This is a genomic window from Dialister sp. CAG:357, assembly GCF_000435155.1.
Taxonomy (GTDB): domain Bacteria; phylum Bacillota; class Negativicutes; order Veillonellales; family Dialisteraceae; genus Dialister; species Dialister hominis.
In genome coordinates this window covers 17,025-36,294 of the sequence record NZ_FR896467.1, presented here as the reverse complement: position 1 = coordinate 36,294, position 19,270 = coordinate 17,025, and the positions used below count along the sequence as shown (strand labels likewise).

Genomic DNA, 19,270 nt, shown 5'->3' with positions numbered 1-19,270 from the left:
GGAAGATGGACAGCCCATTTCAAACTTTTTTCAAAGTCAAGCGGTGTCTGCCCGGGAAGTTCATACATGAGATCGATGCTGATATTATGGAAGCCCAGACGATAGGCGCGCTTCACAGCTTCTTCAGCAGCCTTTGAATCATGCCTCCTGTCTATAGCCTTCAGCAGGTAATCATTATGTGACTGCACACCGACAGAAAGCCTGTTGATGCCCAGACGGCGGGCATTTGCCAGGTATTCTTCTGTCATGTCGCAGGGATTCATTTCCATCGTAATTTCAGCCTGATCGGAAATATGGAAGTTTTTGTAAAGAGCTTCCATAATTTCCGAAAGCTGCATGCCGGTCAGCGTCGACGGGGTTCCGCCTCCAAAGTAAATAGTGTCACAGACTCTGTCCTTAAAGCCTGCACTCTTCATTTCAATTTCACGGATCAAAGCTTCAGAGAATCTTGTATCCGGCGTTTTGCTGATGGAATAGAAATCACAATAGGCACACCGGCTCCTACAAAAGGGAATGTGCAGGTAAAGCCCGAGCGGCTTAGTCATCTTTGAGCACCGCCATGAAAGCTTCCTGAGGGATTTCAACGCTCCCGACCTGCTTCATCCTCTTCTTGCCTTCCTTCTGCTTTTCCAGAAGTTTCTTCTTACGGGAGACGTCGCCGCCATAGCACTTGGCAAGAACGTCCTTCTTGTATGCCTTGATTGTTTCCCTGGCTACAATCTTGCTTCCAATCGCTGCCTGGATCGGCACTTCAAACTGCTGACGCGGAATGATTTCCTTCAGTTTCTGAGCCAGAGTCCTGCCTCTCGAAGCTGCATTGCTGCGGTGCACGATAATGGAAAGTGCATCGATCAGTTCACCGTTCAGGAGGATATCAAGCTTGACTGCATCTGTCTTTTCGTATCCGCAAAGCTGATAATCAAGAGATGCATATCCCTTTGTGCTCGATTTCAGTTTGTCAAAGAAGTCGAAGATGATTTCAGAAAGCGGAATTTTATAATGGAGATCGACTCTTGTTTCATCAAGATATTCCATGGTCTGATATACGCCGCGGCGGTTCTGCACCAGTTCCATGACATTGCCGATCATGTCTGACGGTACCAATATTTCCACTTTGGCAATCGGTTCCTCAATGAAATCAATTTTCGTCATAGGCGGAAGTTCAGCCGGGTTGTCGACTGGTATCATCGTGCCGTCTGTCTTATGGACATGGTAAATAACAGAAGGCGCTGTTGTAATCAGTTTTAAATTGTATTCACGTTCGAGTCTTTCCTCGACAACGTCCATATGAAGAAGTCCGAGGAAGCCACAGCGGAAACCGAATCCCAAAGCCTGGGACGTTTCAGGAACGTATTCCAGAGCTGCATCGTTAAGCTGCAGTTTTTCCAGAGCCACTTTCAAGTTGTCATAATCTTTGCTTTCGATCGGGTACAATCCGCAGAATACCATAGGGAGCGCCTTGCGGTAGCCTGGAAGGCTTTCCTTGGCTCCATTTTCCTCTGTAGTGATCGTATCGCCGACTTCGCAGTCCTGCACGTTTTTGATGCTTGCTGCCACATAACCTACCGAGCCGCAGGAAAGCACGTCACAGGCCTTTGGAAATGGCGAGAAATATCCTACTTCAGTCACTGTATAGACTTTTCCGGAAGCCATCATGCGGATATTCATGCCCGGACGGATTTCTCCATCTTTGACACGCACATAGGCGATGGCGCCTTTATAGGAATCAAAAATCGAATCGAAAATCAGACATCTTAAAGGTTCATTGGAATGATCTTCAGGCGGCGGTACTTGTTCTACAATGCGCTTGAGAACTTCTTCCACGTTCTGTCCTGTTTTAGCGCTGACCGGAATGGCATCAGACATATCAATCCCGATGATATTTTCCACTTCCTTCTTGACGCGTTCCACGTCTGCACTGGGAAGATCCACCTTATTGATGACAGGAATAATTTCCAGGTTATGATCAAGAGCCAGATACACATTGGCAAGAGTCTGCGCTTGCACGCCCTGCGTTGCATCGATAATGAGGATCGCTCCTTCGCAGGCTGAAAGGCTTCTTGATACCTCATAGTTAAAGTCTACATGCCCTGGGGTATCAATCAGGTTCAGTTCATAGGTTTCCCCGTCCTCATACTTGTACATCAAACGGACAGACTGCTCCTTGATTGTGATGCCTCTTTCCCTCTCCAATTCCATGGTATCAAGGATCTGGGCTTCCATATCTCTTTTTTGGACAGTCCCTGTCAATTCGATCAAGCGGTCTGCCAGTGTGGACTTCCCGTGGTCAATATGAGCGATAATCGAGAAATTCCTAATGTGTTTTGTATCCATGCTGTCTCCTGTCAAACTGTATTCTTTAAAATTTATCTATAGAAATGCACCTGTGCGAAAGTGCGGTATTTATATGGTATTCCCCTGTTTCCTCACTCTGAGGAATGGTGAATGCTTTCCTGTATAGGCAGGCGCAATGATTGCTATGACAACCATCATGATTCCCAGAGACTGTATCATATCAAAGCTCATCTGGAAGAAGGCCCATGACATCAGGACAGAAGCGATAGGCTCAGATGCTGCCGTAATCAGGGCCTGTTCGGGCGAAAGGTACATCAATCCCGTATTATAAAGGAGAAATGCGGCTACTGTCCCGAAGAGGACAATCCACATGACACCTACGATTATATCAGGCTCGAAAAAAGCTGCCAAATTCATATCCGGAACAAATGCCCAGGACACAAGGCCGCCCAGAATCATCCCCACGCCCAGGATAAATGTACGGTTGATCTTGAGGAAAAGATGCTTCGGATAAATGGACGCAAAGGAATATATAACACCATTCAAGAGCGAGAGCAGTATGCAGATGACCGAAACATTCAGTGTCGCCGGATTTCCTCCGGTCACGAGAAGGAATGTGCCAAAGACAGCCAGAAATGTGGTAAACATCTTAGTCTCTGACGGCAGATGATGCTCCCGGATTGCCTGATAGCAGACAACCATGGCCGGACAACTGTAAAGGATAACTGTTGCAGTAGGCGCATCCCCATAATCAATTGCTTCAAAGTACGTATAATGCATGAGCATCAGTCCTACAACTGCATAAATCAGGACATCCAGCCACAAAAGCTTATGCTCATTCATCGCTTTCATGCTGCTTTTGAATTTTCCTTCCCAAACGGTCATCCCTAAAAGGATGATTCCTGCCATGATCATTCTGAAAGCTGTCAGTTCCATTGCATTGATGGAACTCTTTTCATAAACATTCTGTGCGCCAAGACCGCTTCCTGCCCACATGACACCCGCGGAAACAACCATCATAATTGCCATTGGCGAAGACGAACCAGCTAAGAGCTTCATTTTTCCCACCTCAGAAAATCATTCCAACACCACATCATTTATGCTGAAATCCTAACCTTTTCTTTAACATATGCTCAGAACCAGGCGCTGCAATCGCAGCAAGAATAAGAATAATGCCAACTGCCTGAAATACATTGAACATTTCACTAAACAGGAAATATGAAGCAATGACCGATATAGCAGGCTCTACGGTAGCCGTTACGGAAGCCTCTGTCTCAGTAAGACGGCGAAGACCCGCATTATAGCAGGTAAAGGCAACTACGGTTCCGCAAATGACGATCCAGAAGATATCCATGATGATATCCCTATGGAAAAATGCCCCTATATCGGTAACCGGGTCTGCGGCAAAAGCAGCCGCAGCTCCACAAAACATGCCAATCGATAAAACAAAAGAACCATCGGGAAAAGCCATCAGGTTTTTAGGATACACAGCGCATACTGCAAAAAATACAGCTGATGCAAGCCCCAGCCAGATGCAGTCAGCAGGAACCATGATCCTGTCAAGATTCCCTCCTGTAACCAGAAGGAAAACCCCTCCTATGGCAAGAATGACAGAAGCGGCTTCTGCCGTACCAGGAAGCCTTCCCTTCCTGAAGGATGTCCATAGGATCACGATGGCAGGACAGGTATATTGTATCACGGTTGCGGCCGCTGCATTCCCGGCTTCTATCGATGCAAAGTATGTCCAGTGCATCAGCATCAGCCCGATGATCCCATAAAAGGAAAGCTTTGCTAAAAGAAATGGATGGTCCTTCAGGATACGGATGGATTTCACAAAATTGCCTCTGGCAATCGTGAGTGCCATCATGATCACGCCCGCACAAAACATGCGGAACACGGTCAGATCCATCGGGGTAAGGCTGCTTCTGGAAAAGAAATCCTGTGCCGCCAGACCACATCCAGCCCACATTGCGCCTGCTGTTATTACAAGCAGAACGGCAAAGACATCCATGGCCTTCCAACGCCTCCAAATTCATAAAATTTATACAGAAAAACCCGCCAAATGGCGGGTTCTATTTTGGTGGGACTATTTGGATTCGAACCAAAGACCTCTTCGATGTCAACGAAGCGCTCTAACCAGCTGAGCTATAACCCCAAGTAACGTGTCATTATTATATATGATGCGTTTGTAAAAAGCAACTGAAAAATGACAGATAAAAAGAGATCATTTTACAGTTCTCCAAAAAAGGATTCCGCCCTTTTGCTGTATTTTCCCAGGCGCCAGTTTCCTGAGTTGTTTATGGCAATCTGCTAAGCAGAGATGAACTTCTGGTGGGACTATCTGGGTTCGAACCGGAGACCTCTTCGATGTGAGCGAAGTGCTCTGACCAACTGGGCTATAGCCCCTTGAACACGTCATATTATAGCACCGGTATTTCAGATTGTTAATATAAATTTCTTTGATGAAATTCCCCCGCGCAAAAGGACTGTGAATGGCATTCCCATTCACAGTCCTTTATTGCATATCTGTATTTTATTAATCTTCGAGACCGCCTCTGGCAGCGAGGATCTTCTCTGCAGCGCCCATTACGGCAAGCATGGTGTGTTCAAAAACAAGACCGCCTTGGAAGTACATGATGTACGGAGGTCTTACAGGGCCGTCAGCTGACATTTCGATTGTGGAGCCCTGGACGAAAGTGCCTGCTGCCATAATGATCGGATCCGTATATCCGGGCATGGGCCCCGGGACAGGAACGGCATCCGAATCAACCGGAGACCAGTTCTGCACGGCCTCGGCAAAGCTGCACATATTTTCTTCAGAGCCCAAAGTAATGGCTGTAATAAGGTCAGTCCTTAAATGGCCCGGTTCAGGAACGACGTCAAAGCCGAGCACCTTGAATACAGCAGCGCAGAATTCGGCGCTCATCATTGCCTGACGCGTAATATGCGGAGCGAGGAAAAGTCCTTCAAAGAACGGACGGTAAGAAGCAGCATAGGATCCCATTTCTGCGCCAAGTCCGGGAGCTGTCCAGACGTAGGAGCAAAGCTCGACAAGATCTTCTCTTCCGCAGATATAAGCACCCGTCGGTGCAAGTCCGCCGCCGGCGTTTTTAATCAATGAACCTGCCGTAATATCAGCGCCAAGCTCGATCGGTTCTTCCTTGCATGTAAATTCGCCATAGCAGTTATCGACAAAGCAAATCGCATTTGGATTCTTTGCTTTGACTGTTTCGATGATTTTCCTGATGTCGGATGGGAAAAGCGAATCTCTCAGCATGTACCCTCTGGAGCGCTGGATTTCTACAAGTTTTGTATTTTCATCAACAGCATCTGTAATGGCTTCCAGATCGTAAGTGTTGTTCTTAAGAGGCACTTCCTTATAATGAACGCCCTTGGATTTAAGATTGCCCGGTGCGTTTCCGGAAATCCCGATGACGCTCTGCATCGTGTCATAAGGAGCACCTACAGCAGATACCATCGTATCTCCCGGCTCGAGGAGCGCAAGGAGAACGGTAGCAAGCGCATGAGTGCCTGAAACAAACTGCGGACGGACCAGGGCGCTTTCTGCCTTGAATATATCTTCCCAGATTTCCTCGAGTTCTTCACGGCCCGGATCCCCATAGCCATAGCCATTGGATGGAGCGAAGTGATAAGCAGAGAGGTGGTGGTTCCTGAATGCTTCCAGAACTTTCTGTGTATTGTATAAGGAAATCTCTTTCATTTCATCAAAAACAGGCGCACAAAGAGCGAGCGCTTCTTCCTGCACCTGTTGAAGTTTTTCATTCATTTTCACTCAATCAGATCCTTTGTATTGTAGAAATAGCATGCTTGTAAATCAGCTGCGAACGATTTTCGCTTACAAGAAGCACGGTAAAGCTGTCAAAGGACTTTACCTTGCCCTTCAGTTGAACGCCATTCATCAAAAAAATGCTGACAGGCGCATTTTCTTTCCTGGCTTCATTTAAAAATGTATCCTGCAGATTCATTTTACCTTCCATCTTCACATTCTCCTCTAAAATATGAAATGACATAATCCGTGATTTCCTTACACCACGTGTCCTGGTTAAACTCATTTCTCTCATACCAGTGAATATACGGCATTCTCTTATACCATGTAATCTGCCGTTTTGCGAAATGGCGAGTGTTTTTCTGGATGAGAGCTTCTGTCTCTTCAATAGAGAGCTCGCCTTTTATGCACTGAACCATTTCCCGATAGCCAATGGCCTTCAGTGACTGGGCTGTTTCCGGAATGCCTGAATCCAGAAGTTTTTGAACTTCATCATATAATCCGTCCTGCATCATATGACAGACTCGCTTATTTATTCTATCATATAAGACCGCTCTGTCCATAGCAATCCCTATAACTGGACCATCATAAATGAGAGATTGGCTCTTTTCCGGGGATAAATCCCTGCCTTCTGCATCAATCAGCTCCAGTTTTCTCAGCATTCTCTGCGGATCATCAGGAATTTCCCTGACGCCTGCTTTCTTAAGTTCTCTTTCAAGGCCTTCTTTCCCATTGGCCAAATAAAAGTCATGCCACTTTTTCCGCTGATCAGACTTAGGCAGGAAAGAATATCCTTCCAGAAGCGACTGGATATAAAGCCCTGTTCCTCCCACAAGGACAGGAATTCTTCCTTCTTTATTTTCTCTTGTTATGATTTCTGAAGCTTTCTTCTGAAAATCAGCAGCGGAATAGGGTTCTCTGGGATCGATACAGGCGACAAGATAATGAGGGATTCCCTGCATTTCTTCTTTTGTCACTTTGGCCGTTCCAATATCCATTTCCTTGTAGACCTGGAATGCATCGCCGGAAGTAATGGAAGACCCCAGCGCTTTTGCAATCTCAATCCCGACCTCTGATTTACCAGAAGCAGTCGGCCCCAGTATGGTTATAAGCTTTTCCTTCATGATAAATCAATCACCCCGTATGCCGTGGTCTGCCCCTTTTTGGCTTCAATCCTTGTAAAAAAGTCCTTCTTGAAAAGCAATGAAAACGGGCGCTCCTTGACAATCACACGCGCCCTGGCCGCGCGCATGGCCAGCAGAATCGTCTCGTCATCAAGCTTGTCATAAGCGGCTGCTTCCCGAAAGCCTGTCATATCATTGACTTTTGCCTGCACAGGATGCCGGAACATAGGATCAAAGTAAACGACATCAAAACTTTTCTCTGGAATATTTTTCAGATATTCCTTGAAATCAGCATGAATCAAATAGATTCTCCGAACGGCATCCGTCAGCGCAGGGTCTTTATCCTGATAAGATTCTATGCCGGCCCTTCCTATTTCATAAAGCGCAGTGCTTTTCTCCAAGGCTGTGACGCTTCCCCTGTCCCCTAAGAACCAGGAAATCGTCGTGGAATCATTCGCATGGCCAAAGGTACAGTCAAGGACGCGGCAGGGTCCTTCCTTTGGAAGCAGCCTGCATAAGCGGTCCTCATTCCCCGCAAGAATCTGGCGCGTGCGGAGGACGGATGTCCCTAAATGAAAATGGTATTCCCCGTCTTTCGTCTTAAACGAAGGAAGGCGCCTGCCATAAATCAGGAAACCTTCTGCCTTGTACTTCTCTGCCATCTCTTCAAGCTTGTCTTCTCTCTCAAGGTAAGGGATAGCCAAAGCTTTTGCACGCTCTTTTGCCTTTTCTCGGATCAGTCCCGGAGCATCCGAGATTGTTGTTGCAGCAATCTTCATGGCCTTTTGAACAGCCTTCCCAGTTCTTCAGGTGTGAATCTTACAATCGTCGGTCTCCCATGCGGACATACAAACGGGCGAGACGTGTGGAAGAGATCTGTAATCAGTTCCTTCATCTGGCGGATATTCAAGGGATCTCCCCTCTTGATGGCGCCGCGGCATGCTGCATAGGCCATCATGCGGTGGCGGAGCGTTTCAGGTGAAACCATATCTTCATCGTGATAGGCGACTAAAATATCCCTTATGACGCGAAGGAGTTCATCATCTGCAAAATCCTCAGGCGCTCCGGTCACGCGTATGACATCAGGTCCTGCCTGCTCAAATGTAATGCCCAGCTTGAGCAGTTCATTTTCATGATCCCGCAAAATCAGAATATCATCCGGCTCCGCATGGATCAGATGAGGAATCAGGAGTTTCTGGACAGGAATTCCTTCCGCTCTTTCTGCAAGCTTATCATAACGAACGCGTTCATGCGCTGCATGCTGGTCAATGATGAAAAGATCCTTCCCATGCTGGCAGAGAATGAAGCAGTCTGCCACCTGTCCTAAAGGAATAACCGTTTCTGCTTCTTCTTTTTCTGATTCAAATAAGACGCCTTCAGAAATCGTTTTCTGATCTTTCGACTCCTGATGATCTTCCTGATCTTCTCTCTTGAAGAATGGCTTATCCGACAGGATTTCACGGCTTCCTACTGATGGCTGGAATGTCTCCCGCATCGTTTCAGAGTTTTTTCCAGTGCCGGAAGATGAAGATCCCTTCTGCTGCTGGCTGTATTCTTCAAGATGCGCTCTCCATGAATCAGGTACAGAGGGAGTCTTTGCCTCTCCTGTCTCCATAGCAAGCCCGATGTCGTGAAGAGGTTTCTGGTCTTCCACTTTCACATTGACCGGATTTACATCCATTTCACCAAGGACCTGATGGCCCGGATCCTTGATCATCTCGCGGGCAATGCTGTCTGCATCCGACTGGGATGTGAGCGTCCTTAAAACGGCATGGTAGACCGTGCGGAATGCCATCTGTTCATCAGAAAACTTGATTTCCCTTTTCTGAGGATGCACATTGACATCGATGCTTTCCGGCGGCACATCAAAAGAAAGGACAAGAAGCGGATAGCCATTCTTTGGAAGAAGTGAATGGTATGCATTGTCCACGGCTTTTGAAATGACAGAACTTTCAATAACTCTCCGATTGATGATCAGCGTCTGGAACTGGCGGCTGCTCTTTAAGAGCGATGGTTTCGAAATCAGTCCGTTAAGGAAGATATTTTCCCCTTCTTCTTTGACTTCAAGCATTTCACCGGCTGTCTTTACACCGTATAAAGCAGAGACAACGTCTAGAAGTCTTCCGTTGCCCGGTGTTTCAATGACGACTCTTCCATTATTGATCAGGCGGAAAGCAACATCTGGATTGGCAAGGGCCAGTTTTCCCACCATCGTATTGATTCTAGCCGATTCCGTTCTTTCTGATTTCAGGAATTTCTTCCTCGCCGGAACGTTATAGAAAAGCTCCCTGACCTCAACCGTTGTGCCGGCTGGCGTTCCGGCGGCATGCACATCTTCAACAACGCCGCCCTTGATATCAATGACCGTTCCTTCAACATCTTCCGGTCTTCTTGTCGTGATGGATGATCTTGAAACGGACATAATGCTTGGAAGCGCTTCCCCGCGGAATCCCAGGGAGGCAATGTGATAAATGTTATCTACATTGGAAATTTTGCTTGTGGCGTGGCGGATAATGGACATCTTGGCATCTTCTGCAGTCATTCCAGAGCCGTTATCCGTCACACGGATGTAAGTCATACCGCCGTCTGCAATTTCTATTTCCACTTCATGAGCGCCTGCATCGACAGAATTTTCCACCAGCTCTTTGACGACATTGACCGGACGCTCGACGACTTCTCCTGCAGCAATCTGATTCGCCGTAACTTCATCAAGAACATGAATTAATCCCATTATCGGCTCTCCTTTGCTTCCTTACTCAGGCGGAATAAAATCTCCATGGCTTCAATCGGTGTCTTGCTCATGACATCAAGGTCTGCCAGTTCATTGATGATGGGCGATGCAAAAAGATCAAGGCCGGTTTCTCTTGCTTCATTAGAAGGAGCAGAAGGCGCATGGTATCCCTTGCCATCCGATTCCTCCAGTCCTTCAAGAATATCGTCGGCTCTTTTCAGGAGAGATTCGGGAAGCCCGGCAAGTCTTGCGACATGGATACCGTAGCTTCTGTCTGCGCAGCCTGGAACGATGCGGCGGAGGAACACGACATCCTTTCCGCGCTCCTTCACTGTTACCGTATAATTTTTGATCTTGCTGCTGCCATCTGCCATATCTGATAATTCATGATAGTGCGTAGCAAACAAAGTAAAGCCATGAATCTTTTTGTCAATGTATTCGACAACGGCTCTTGCAATGCTCATGCCGTCATATGTGCTCGTGCCTCTCCCGATTTCATCAAGAAGAATCAGGCTGTTTCTGGTAGCATTGCGGAGAATATACGATACTTCCTGCATTTCCACCATAAACGTACTCTGCCCGGTCGATATATCATCCGTGGCTCCGATCCTTGTGAATATGCGGTCGACAGGAGAAAACATACCGCTTTTTGCCGGTATGAAGGATCCGATCTGCGCCATAATCGTCAAAACGGCAACCTGACGCATGTATGTCGACTTGCCTGCCATGTTGGGCCCTGTGATAACCAGGATTTCCTGATTATCATGATTCAGTTCTGTATCGTTTGGTACAAACATTTCATGATTGAGTGCATGTTCTACCATCGGATGCCTTCCATCAGAAATGGAAATGCGGCCTTCCTTCTGCGGGAGGATCTGCGGTCTTACATAACGGTCCTTCAGAGCTGCCCTTGCAAGGCTTGCTATGCAGTCAATACCCGCCAGAGCAGAAGCTGTTCTCTGCATGTCCGGAATTTCCGGGCGTATTTCCGCTTTGACCATCTGGTAGATCTTAAGTTCGAGCTCTTCGGTCTTTTCCTTGGCGGAGAGCGCTTTAGCCTCGAATTCCTTCAGCTCGGGGGTAATATATCTTTCCGCATTGACCAGCGTCTGTTTTCTCACATAATACTCGGGAACAGGAATCTTATTGGCATTGGAGATTTCAAAGTAATAGCCAAAGACATTATTGAAGCCAATCTTCAGCTTGATGCCCGTCTTCTCTTTTTCCTCTTCTTCCAGCTTTGCTATATATTCCTGGCTGTCTTCCGACAAAGAGCGGATTTCGTCAAGTTCCTCGGAAAAGCCCTTCTTTATGTACTTGCCGTCCTTGATATTCCCTGTGCCGTTTTCATTCATCGCACGATCCAGAAGGTCAAAAACGGCTTCATGCACTTTCATCTGTCCGTTCAGCTTTTTCAGGATGACTGAACTGGAAGATGCAAGGAGATTCTTGATCTGCGGCACAATCTTGAGCGTTGCTTTGAGCGCCAGCAAATCCTTCGGCGAGGTGACATTGGCTTCGATACGGCCAAGGATTCTTTCAAAGTCAAAAACCTGAGAAAGCAGCTCCTCGAGCTGTGTCAATTCCATGGCATGATTCGTAAGTTCTTCAATCCCGTCCTGACGAAGGATGATTCCATTCACATCCACCAGAGGCCTTTCAAGCCAGCGGCGCAAAAGTCTTGCCCCCATTGCCGTATGCGTGTGATCAAGAAGCTCAAGAAGTGTCCCTCTTCTTCCGCCGTCCCTCATATTCCTGGTGATTTCAAGATTCCTGATGCACTGGTCGGAAAGAATCAGCGTATGATCTTCCCTGATCGGCTGCACGGAATGGAATTCCGGCAGGTTGTCTCTCATGACATTCTGCAGGTAATCCGCCAGGTATCCAAAGGCCATGCGTACATTTTCATCCTCAATCGATTCCGCGATTGCAGGTGCCTTGCACGTTTCATCCGTTTCAGGCATTCTCGTGACAAGACAGCTTCCAAGGCGTGATGAACAGAAGGATGTCAGCTGGCGGTAGAAATCATCAGATACGCCGCATACGAGTTCTGCCGGATTATATACAGAAAGGACATCCAGGAAATCGTCCTGCTCCTTTTTCAGATTCCAGATCCCCCACCAGCTTTCGCCTGTTGAAATATCACAGAGGACCATATGGATCTTCTTGTCTTTCTCAAGCAGACAGGCCAGATAGTTGTTGGATTTATCCGCAATGGCATTTTCAAAGAGAATGGTTCCCGGCGTAATGACGCGGATGACATCGCGCTTAACGAGTCCCTTTGCCTTCTTAGGATCTTCAAGCTGTTCGCAGATGGCTACTTTATACCCCTTTTGAATCAAACGGTAAATATAAACCTCGGCCGCATGGTACGGCACGCCGCACATAGGAACGCGGCCTTCTGCACCTGCATTCTTCCCTGTCAGGGTCAATTCCAGTTCATGAGAAGCCGTGTACGCGTCATCATAAAACAATTCGTAAAAATCACCCAGACGGTAAAAGAGCAGGCAGTCCTTGTATCCCTCTTTTATCTCTTTGTATTGATCCATTAATGGCGTTTTAGCCAATCTCAATCACCTCTCGATCAAATGACAAGACAGAATTCAGATCAGTTCTCCCTTGAGAACCCAGGTCTGCGCTGTGTCAACTTTAACGTCAACAGTATCTCCGACGGAAATTCCTTCCTTGTACGGGAATAAGATCATTTTGTTTCCTGAAGTTCTTCCATACCAGTTCATCGGATCCTGCTTGGAAGGGCCTTCTACGATAATGGAATATGTCTTTCCTTCCATTTCCTTATTGAGTTCAAGGCTGATTTCATTTTCCACATCCATCAGTTCCTGCAGACGTCTGTGCTTGGTATCAGAATCGATCTGGTCTTCCATTCTTGCTGCAGGCGTTCCGGTTCTTGGAGAATAAATAAATGTATAAGCGGAATCGAAACGGACTTCCTTCAAGAGGGCCAGCGTTTCCTGATGCATTTCTTCCGTTTCCCCCGGGAAGCCTGTAATAAGATCTGTTGTTACGACAATATCAGGCATTTTGCTTCTTACGTAGGAAAGGAGTTCCTTGAAATGTTCAATCGTATAGCCGCGGTTCATCTTCTTCAGCATTTCATTGGATCCGTGCTGGACAGGAAGATGCATATGACGGACAACCTTCGACGATTCTGCCATGGCATCAATCATTTCGAATGTCATATCTCTTGGATGGGATGTCATGTAGCGTACTCTTTCAATGTCATCAATTTTATCGATAGCACGGATCAAGTCGCCGAAATCGGTTCCGTTCCTGAAATCGAGCCCGTAAGAATTGACATTCTGCCCGAGAAGTGTAACTTCCTTATATCCTTCATCGGCAAGAGTCTGGATTTCATTGGAAATGTCATCAATCGTACGGCTGATTTCACGGCCTCTAACATAGGGAACGATGCAGTAAGTACAGAACTTATTGCATCCCTGCATGATCGGAACCCATGCGAAAATCTTAGACTTTCTGACAGACTTCAATTCGCTGTAATCTTCAACGCTGTGTGGATTTCTTTCTGTCTTGACGACATGGCCGCCGCGTGCATTTTCCTTGGAAACGATATCTTTCAGATCATGAATATGGTATGGTCCGATAACAAAATCAATGATCGGCATTCTTTCAATCAGCTTGCCCTTGTTTTCCTGCGCCATGCAACCGGCGATTCCCAGAAGCATGTCCGGGTTCTTGTCCTTCAGCTTCTTGATTTCACCGATTTTCCCATACACTTTTTCTTCCGCATTCTGGCGGACGCTGCATGTATTCATGATGACGATGTCTGCGTCTTCCATTTCTTCAGCCGGCCGATATCCCAGTTCTTCCAGCTGTCCGTTAATACGTTCTGTGTCAGATTCATTCATCTGGCATCCATATGTAATCGTATAATATTTTTTCCCCATCGAGAGCTGCTCCTTATCCACGGCAATCCTCCTGTATTATGTTAAATCAATTATAATATTATACCATATACAGGATATTCCTTTCATATAATCTAATTTCCACCACGCAAAAAGGAGCTGCGGCAAAATGAATTGCACATTTTGTCACAGCCCTTTTATGGGTTTCTGCTTACTTTCCAAGCTTCTTGAAAAGGCTTGCCATTTCAAGAGCATCCATAGCGCATTCAAAGCCCTTGTTGCCGGACTTGAGCCCTGCTCTGTTGACAGCCTGTTCAATCGTATCGGTGGTCAATACGCCGTAGAGAACAGGAATGCCGCTCGAAAGCGATGCCATAGCAACACCCTTTGTCACTTCGGTTGCTACATGTTCATAATGATCTGTTTCACCGCGGATGACTGCGCCAAGGCAGATGACAGCATCATATTTTCCTGATTCAGCCATTTTCTTGGAAGCCAGCGGGATTTCGAAAGCGCCTGGCACCCATGCCAGATCTACTTTATCCATATCGACGCCATGACGGGTAAGTCCGTCTACGGCTCCGTCAATGAGCTTGCTGACGATGACTTCATTGAAACGGGATGCTACGATTCCTACTCTGATTTCACTTTCATTAAAAAGTCCGGAAATAATATTCACTTTGAATGCCTCCTGTGCTTACTCTTTTGGTTCTTCAATATCTTTATCAAGCTTTAACATATGGCCCATTTTTTCCTGCTTCGTTTTCAGATAGAATTCGTCTTCGCGGGTAGGAGCCATTTCAATTGGTTCTCTTGATGCAATGGTGATGCCGTATTCACTGACATCTCCGATTTTCTGCGGATTATTGGTCAGAAGACGGATGCTGTTTACGCCCAATGCCTTAAGAATCTGCGCGCCTGTCATGTATTCACGAAGGTCAGCCGCAAATCCAAGCTTCAGGTTTGCTTCAACGGTATCATATCCTTCATCCTGAAGAGCATAGGCTCTGATCTTGTTGATAAGGCCGATTCCTCTTCCTTCCTGGCGAAGGTAAACAAGAACGCCGCGTCCTTCACGGGCAATCTGGCGCATAGCCTGCGCAAGCTGCTGGCCGCAGTCACAGCGAAGGGAACCGAAGCAGTCTCCTGTCAGACATTCAGAATGAATGCGGCAAAGGACCGGCTTACCGTCAGAAACATTGCCCATGGAAAGGGCTACGTGGTGTTCCCCGTTCATCTTATTCACAAATCCGTAAATTTCAAATTCGCCATACTTTGTCGGAAGCTTGGCATGAGAAACTTCATCTACCAGTACTTCGTGCTTTTTCCTGTATTCGATGAGCTCCTGAATATTGCCAATCTTCATATTCTTTTCTCTGGCAAGCTTGAAGAGGTCGTCCCTTCTTGCCATTGTTCCGTCATCATTCATGATTTCACAGCAAAGGCCTGCCGGTTTCAATCCTGCAAGTCTTGCAAGATCGACAGTTGCTTCCGTGTGGCCCTGACGTTCAAGAACGCCCCATTTTCTTGCCTTCAGCGGGAAAAGATGGCCGGGTCTTCTGAAATCTTCCGGTTTTGCTCCGTCCTTGATTGCTTCAAGCGCTGTCATGGAGCGGGCATAAGCGGAAACTCCCGTACCGGAATCTTTATAATCGATCGATTCCAGGAATGCTGTCTGGTGATTATCCGTATTATGGCGGATCATCGGTCCCAGGTACAGGGAATCAGCGATTTCTTCAGACATCGGCATGCAGATGACGCCTTTTGCTTCCGAAGCCATGCGGTTCACATTTTCCGGAGTAGCAAATTCTGCGGCGCAAATATAATCGCCTTCATTTTCTCTGGACTCCGGATCCTGCATGATGACAATGTGTCCTGCACGGATTTCTTCAATGATTTCTTCAATACTGTCAAATTTATAATCCATAACTTCCTCCATGCCCAAGGCTCTGAAGCATCCCCAGCGTCAACCCCTCGCCCGGTTTGTCTTTCATGAGCTGCTCGATGTACTTTCCTATATAATCACATTCGATATTGACCGGATCCCCTAGTTTTTTGTCCATCAATATCGTCTTCTCTCCCGTATGAGGGATAAGAGAAATGGTGAAACCCGTATCTGTTCTTTCCGCCACGGTAAGGCTGATGCCGTCTATGGCGACAGAACCCTTTTCAACAATATATCTCATCAGCGCTTTGTCTAATGTTATGGCAACTTCGATGGAATTATCCAGTTTCCTGAATGAAAGGATCTTTCCCTGTCCATCGACATGGCCAAGCATGATGTGTCCGCCCAGGCGGTCGCAGAGCCTGAGTGCTCTTTCAAGATTAACCGGTGATCCCGGCCGGCAAATAGAGAAGGATGTTCTTCTCAAAGTTTCAGGCGTAACATCAGCGTCAAAAGAATCCTGATCCATCCTTGTAACGGTGAGACAGGCGCCATTGACCGCAATGCTGTCGCCAAGCTTGGTCCCTTCCAGTACAGTCCTGCAGGATATAGTCAGCGTGTAGCTGTGTCCGGATCTTCTGATCTGCCTGATATGGCCGATTTCCTCAACAATCCCGGTAAACATTCTTATTCACCCTTTTCATCCTCTCCTTTTTCGATAGGGAGATCTGATGCAGGTTCATCATGAGCTTCTTCTGATTTCTCAGGTTCTTCTTTAGGAGATTCCTCTTTGTGATCTACATAACCTTCAATGATGAGATCGGAGCCTGACATCAATGTCGTAATATTTTTCAGCCTGACTGCTTCCGGTATGGTATCTGCGCCTTTTCCTCCAAGGAGGCCCGGTGCATCTTTTCCGCCAATCAGGATAGGAGCTGCATAGATTCTTACCTTATCAACGATTCCTGCCTCAAATGCATCTGCAGCAAGGGTTGCGCCGCCTTCCAGAAGGATGCCGTCGATTCCTTTCAAGGCAAGTCCTGTCATAGCAGCGGAAAGGTCTACCTTTCCCTTGATATCGCCGTCTGCGATAATGACATCAATGCCGTTTTTAATCAGGGCATCACGCTTTGTCTCATCGGCCGAGGTGGTCGTAAGGACGATGGCCCTTCCCTGTTCCTGGAATACCTTTGCCTTTAGCGGAACGGATAGATTGCCATCTACGATAATTCTTACCGGATCGATCATCCCTTCCGTGCGGGATGTCAAAAGCGGATTATCGGCCAGTATAGTGCCGGCTCCCGCCATAATTCCTGCATAGCAGCCGCGGAGAACGTGAACCTCCTCGCGTGAATCTTCGGAAGAAATCCACTTGGATTCACCGGTATGGCAGGCTGTTTTTCCATCCAGGGACATGGCCGCTTTGTAAAGGACAAAAGGTTTATGCTTCTGGATGTACTTCAGGAAAACTTCATTGAGCTCTTTTGCTTCTTTTTCCATGACGCCGACAGTAACAAAAATGCCCGCATCCCTTAATTTCCTGATTCCCTTTCCTGCTACGAGCGGATTGGGATCGACCATTGCCGTGACAACGCGGTCGATGTCTTTTTGGATAATGAGATCCGCACACGGCGGCGTCTTCCCGTAGTGAGAGCAGGGCTCCAGACTGACGTACAAAGTCGCCCTCTTCGGATCTTCTGTGCAGTTATTAAATGCATTCACTTCTGCATGAGGGCCGCCGTACTGTTCATGCCAGCCTTCACCGATGACACGCCCGTCCTTGACAATGACAGCACCTACCATTGGATTCGGACGCGTATGCCCCATTCCCCTGACTGCCAGTTCCAGAGCGCGGGCCATGTACTTTCTATCTTCATCAATACGCAAAAAATCCACCTCCCTTTCGTTCCAGGGAGGTGGATTCCTAAGAATCTTATCCACTCTTCTTTCATCCGGACTATACCGTCGGCTCTGGATTCACACCAGATCTTACCAAGCGAAATTGGTTCGTGGGCTGTCACCACCGGTGGGGACTTCCACCCCGCCCTGAAGAGATTAATCTATTCTTATTTATTATAGCAGAACGATGTATAAACACAATAGTCAGCCTGTCATCCAAAGACCTTGTCCGTTTATTTTCCCATCATGGAAAGAACTGCGTCTTTTACATCACGGCTGATATCATCAGGACTTCTAAGTTTTTCTTCTTCCACGCAGGAAATCTTCTTCCAGCCATACAAAGCAACCAGCTCCTGATAGGCTGCATGACATTTCTTCAAATAATCCAGATGCTGTTCATGAATATCTGAGGAACCGCCCTTTGCCGCTCTTTCCCTGATCAGCCTTTCTGAAATGGCCAAAGGGATATCAAGCAGAATGACCAGATCAGGCCTTGGCAGTTCAAGTTCTCCATACTCGGTCGCCTCAAGCCATTGAAGGAACTTCCTCCTTTCTTCTGCCTGATCATACTTTGTCATCTGATGCACCATATTGCTTGTCGTGTACCGGTCTGCAATGACAATTCCGCCGTTTTCATAAAACTTTTTCCACTTGGTGCGGAAGGAAGCAAACCTGTCGACGGCATAGAACAAGGATGCTGCATACGGATTCACATCCATCGGATCTTTACCGAAATCTCCGCGAAGGTACATTTTCACAAGAGCGGAAGATTCACTTTCGTAATCAGGAAAGGAAATATGCATGACATCCTTCCCGAGACTTATCAGATTCTGCTCCAGAAATTCTGACTGCGTTGCTTTCCCGCTTCCATCAATTCCTTCAAGAACGATTAAGTGTCCTTTCATTCTTTCACCTCCAGAGCTCAATTGGCCCAGTCATCAAAAACAGCCGCCCATGCAGGCGGCCGCTTTCATTCAGGCTTTTCTCTTTGGATTAAAGAGGTTCATTGCGCGATCCACGCCGCTTTCCAGTGCGGTTTCAATGGAATCCGCGGTTTTTATCTTTGCCTCTTCGATTTTGGCAATATCGTCTCCGTAAGGACGGCCCAGGACATGCTCTATGACTGTGTGTCCATCCTGAGGATGACCCACGCCAATTCTGAAGCGTGTGAATCCTTCACTTCCCAGATGAGCAATCAGAGATTTGATTCCGTTATGGCCTCCTGCGGAGCCTTTTTTGCGAATTCTTACTTTTCCGGGCGGCAAATCAAGATCATCACAGATGATATAAATATCATCGAGACCGACCTTGTAATAATTGGCAATGGCTCCCACTGCTTCTCCGCTGTTATTCATATAGGTCAGCGGTTTGACAAGAAGAACCTTTTCCCCGTTGACAACAACAGCTGCTGTTTCCGCCTTCATCGTTTCTTTCCATGCAGAAACATTCCAGCGTTTTGCCAGAATATCAATGACATCAAACCCCATATTATGGCGGGTGTGTTCATATTCCTTGCCCGGATTTCCGAGTCCTGCTAAGATCTTCATTATTTATCGAAGAGCTGGCTGACGGATGCATCATGGAAAATGCGGAGGATAGCTTCGCCAAGGAGCGGAGCAATGGAGAGAACCGTCAGTTTATCCTGGATTTTTTTCGGAGGAATCG

17 protein-coding genes, 2 tRNA genes, 1 pseudogene and 1 riboswitch are annotated in these 19,270 nt (G+C 47.0%); all 20 genes and pseudogenes read right to left on the bottom strand.

Features of this window, described 5'->3' with window-relative positions; translation table 11 throughout:
- A partial coding sequence (locus M3200_RS08475; protein WP_288178243.1) for a coproporphyrinogen-III oxidase family protein occupies positions 1-545 on the bottom strand: 545 nt, incomplete at its 3' end.
- Complete coding sequence (gene lepA / locus M3200_RS08470; protein ID WP_022383096.1) at positions 538-2,334, bottom strand: translation elongation factor 4; 1,797 nt, start codon at positions 2,332-2,334, stop codon at positions 538-540. The genes lepA and M3200_RS08475, both read right to left, overlap by 8 nt.
- A 69-nt stretch (positions 2,335-2,403) precedes the next feature.
- On the bottom strand, positions 2,404-3,354 hold the full coding sequence (locus M3200_RS08465; protein ID WP_022383095.1) for a DMT family transporter: 951 nt from the start codon (positions 3,352-3,354) through the stop codon (positions 2,404-2,406).
- A gap of 34 nt (positions 3,355-3,388) precedes the next feature.
- A complete protein-coding gene (locus M3200_RS08460) occupies positions 3,389-4,306 on the bottom strand; it encodes an EamA family transporter (protein WP_022383094.1) in 918 nt (305 codons plus the stop codon).
- Between the two features lie 67 nt (positions 4,307-4,373).
- A tRNA-Val gene (locus M3200_RS08455) sits at positions 4,374-4,450 on the bottom strand.
- 174 nt (positions 4,451-4,624) lie between these two features.
- Positions 4,625-4,701: transfer RNA gene (locus tag M3200_RS08450), tRNA-Val, on the bottom strand.
- Between the two features lie 130 nt (positions 4,702-4,831).
- Positions 4,832-6,082, bottom strand: coding sequence for a methionine gamma-lyase family protein (locus M3200_RS08445; protein WP_288178245.1), 1,251 nt, complete (start codon positions 6,080-6,082; stop codon positions 4,832-4,834).
- A 10-nt stretch (positions 6,083-6,092) separates the two neighbouring features.
- Positions 6,093-6,293 (bottom strand): RNA chaperone Hfq, encoded by a 201-nt coding sequence (gene hfq / locus M3200_RS08440; RefSeq protein ID WP_022383092.1) that lies wholly within the window; start codon positions 6,291-6,293, stop codon positions 6,093-6,095.
- Positions 6,283-7,206 carry a tRNA (adenosine(37)-N6)-dimethylallyltransferase MiaA gene (miaA, locus tag M3200_RS08435; protein ID WP_022383091.1) on the bottom strand — a complete coding sequence of 308 codons (924 nt, stop codon included), beginning with the start codon at positions 7,204-7,206 and terminating at the stop codon, positions 6,283-6,285. The genes hfq and miaA overlap by 11 nt, the downstream gene beginning before the upstream one ends.
- Complete coding sequence (locus M3200_RS08430) at positions 7,203-7,985, bottom strand: class I SAM-dependent methyltransferase (RefSeq protein ID WP_022383090.1); 783 nt, start codon at positions 7,983-7,985, stop codon at positions 7,203-7,205. Before M3200_RS08430 ends, miaA begins: the two co-directional genes overlap by 4 nt.
- Positions 7,982-9,937, bottom strand: coding sequence for a DNA mismatch repair endonuclease MutL (gene mutL, locus M3200_RS08425; protein ID WP_022383089.1), 1,956 nt, complete (start codon positions 9,935-9,937; stop codon positions 7,982-7,984). Before mutL ends, M3200_RS08430 begins: the two co-directional genes overlap by 4 nt.
- Complete coding sequence (gene mutS / locus M3200_RS08420; RefSeq protein WP_022383088.1) at positions 9,937-12,504, bottom strand: DNA mismatch repair protein MutS; 2,568 nt, start codon at positions 12,502-12,504, stop codon at positions 9,937-9,939. The genes mutL and mutS overlap by 1 nt, the downstream gene beginning before the upstream one ends.
- A 36-nt stretch (positions 12,505-12,540) precedes the next feature.
- The gene (miaB, locus tag M3200_RS08415) at positions 12,541-13,863 is read right to left on the bottom strand and encodes a tRNA (N6-isopentenyl adenosine(37)-C2)-methylthiotransferase MiaB (protein WP_108850861.1); all 1,323 of its coding nucleotides are present in this window, start codon (positions 13,861-13,863) and stop codon (positions 12,541-12,543) included.
- Between the two features lie 169 nt (positions 13,864-14,032).
- A complete protein-coding gene (gene ribH, locus M3200_RS08410) occupies positions 14,033-14,500 on the bottom strand; it encodes a 6,7-dimethyl-8-ribityllumazine synthase (RefSeq protein ID WP_022383086.1) in 468 nt (155 codons plus the stop codon).
- A gap of 18 nt (positions 14,501-14,518) precedes the next feature.
- Entirely contained in the window at positions 14,519-15,748 is a 1,230-nt protein-coding gene (locus M3200_RS08405) for a bifunctional 3,4-dihydroxy-2-butanone-4-phosphate synthase/GTP cyclohydrolase II (RefSeq protein ID WP_022383085.1), read from the bottom strand.
- Entirely contained in the window at positions 15,738-16,391 is a 654-nt protein-coding gene (locus tag M3200_RS08400) for a riboflavin synthase (protein WP_022383084.1), read from the bottom strand. The genes M3200_RS08405 and M3200_RS08400 overlap by 11 nt, the downstream gene beginning before the upstream one ends.
- 2 nt (positions 16,392-16,393) lie before the next feature.
- Positions 16,394-17,593, bottom strand: a complete 1,200-nt coding sequence (gene ribD / locus M3200_RS08395; protein ID WP_022383083.1) for a bifunctional diaminohydroxyphosphoribosylaminopyrimidine deaminase/5-amino-6-(5-phosphoribosylamino)uracil reductase RibD — start codon at positions 17,591-17,593, stop codon at positions 16,394-16,396.
- A gap of 49 nt (positions 17,594-17,642) precedes the next feature.
- A riboswitch (FMN riboswitch) is annotated at positions 17,643-17,764 on the bottom strand.
- A 74-nt stretch (positions 17,765-17,838) separates the two neighbouring features.
- Positions 17,839-18,510, bottom strand: a complete 672-nt coding sequence (locus M3200_RS08390) for a dTMP kinase (protein WP_022383082.1) — start codon at positions 18,508-18,510, stop codon at positions 17,839-17,841.
- Positions 18,511-18,579: 69 nt separating this feature from the next.
- Positions 18,580-19,152: an aminoacyl-tRNA hydrolase gene (gene pth / locus M3200_RS08385; RefSeq protein WP_022383081.1), complete on the bottom strand. Its 573-nt coding sequence runs from the start codon at positions 19,150-19,152 to the stop codon at positions 18,580-18,582.
- Positions 19,152-19,270, bottom strand: a pseudogene (locus M3200_RS08380) (ribose-phosphate pyrophosphokinase); the annotation flags it as partial. The gene pth and the pseudogene M3200_RS08380, both read right to left, overlap by 1 nt.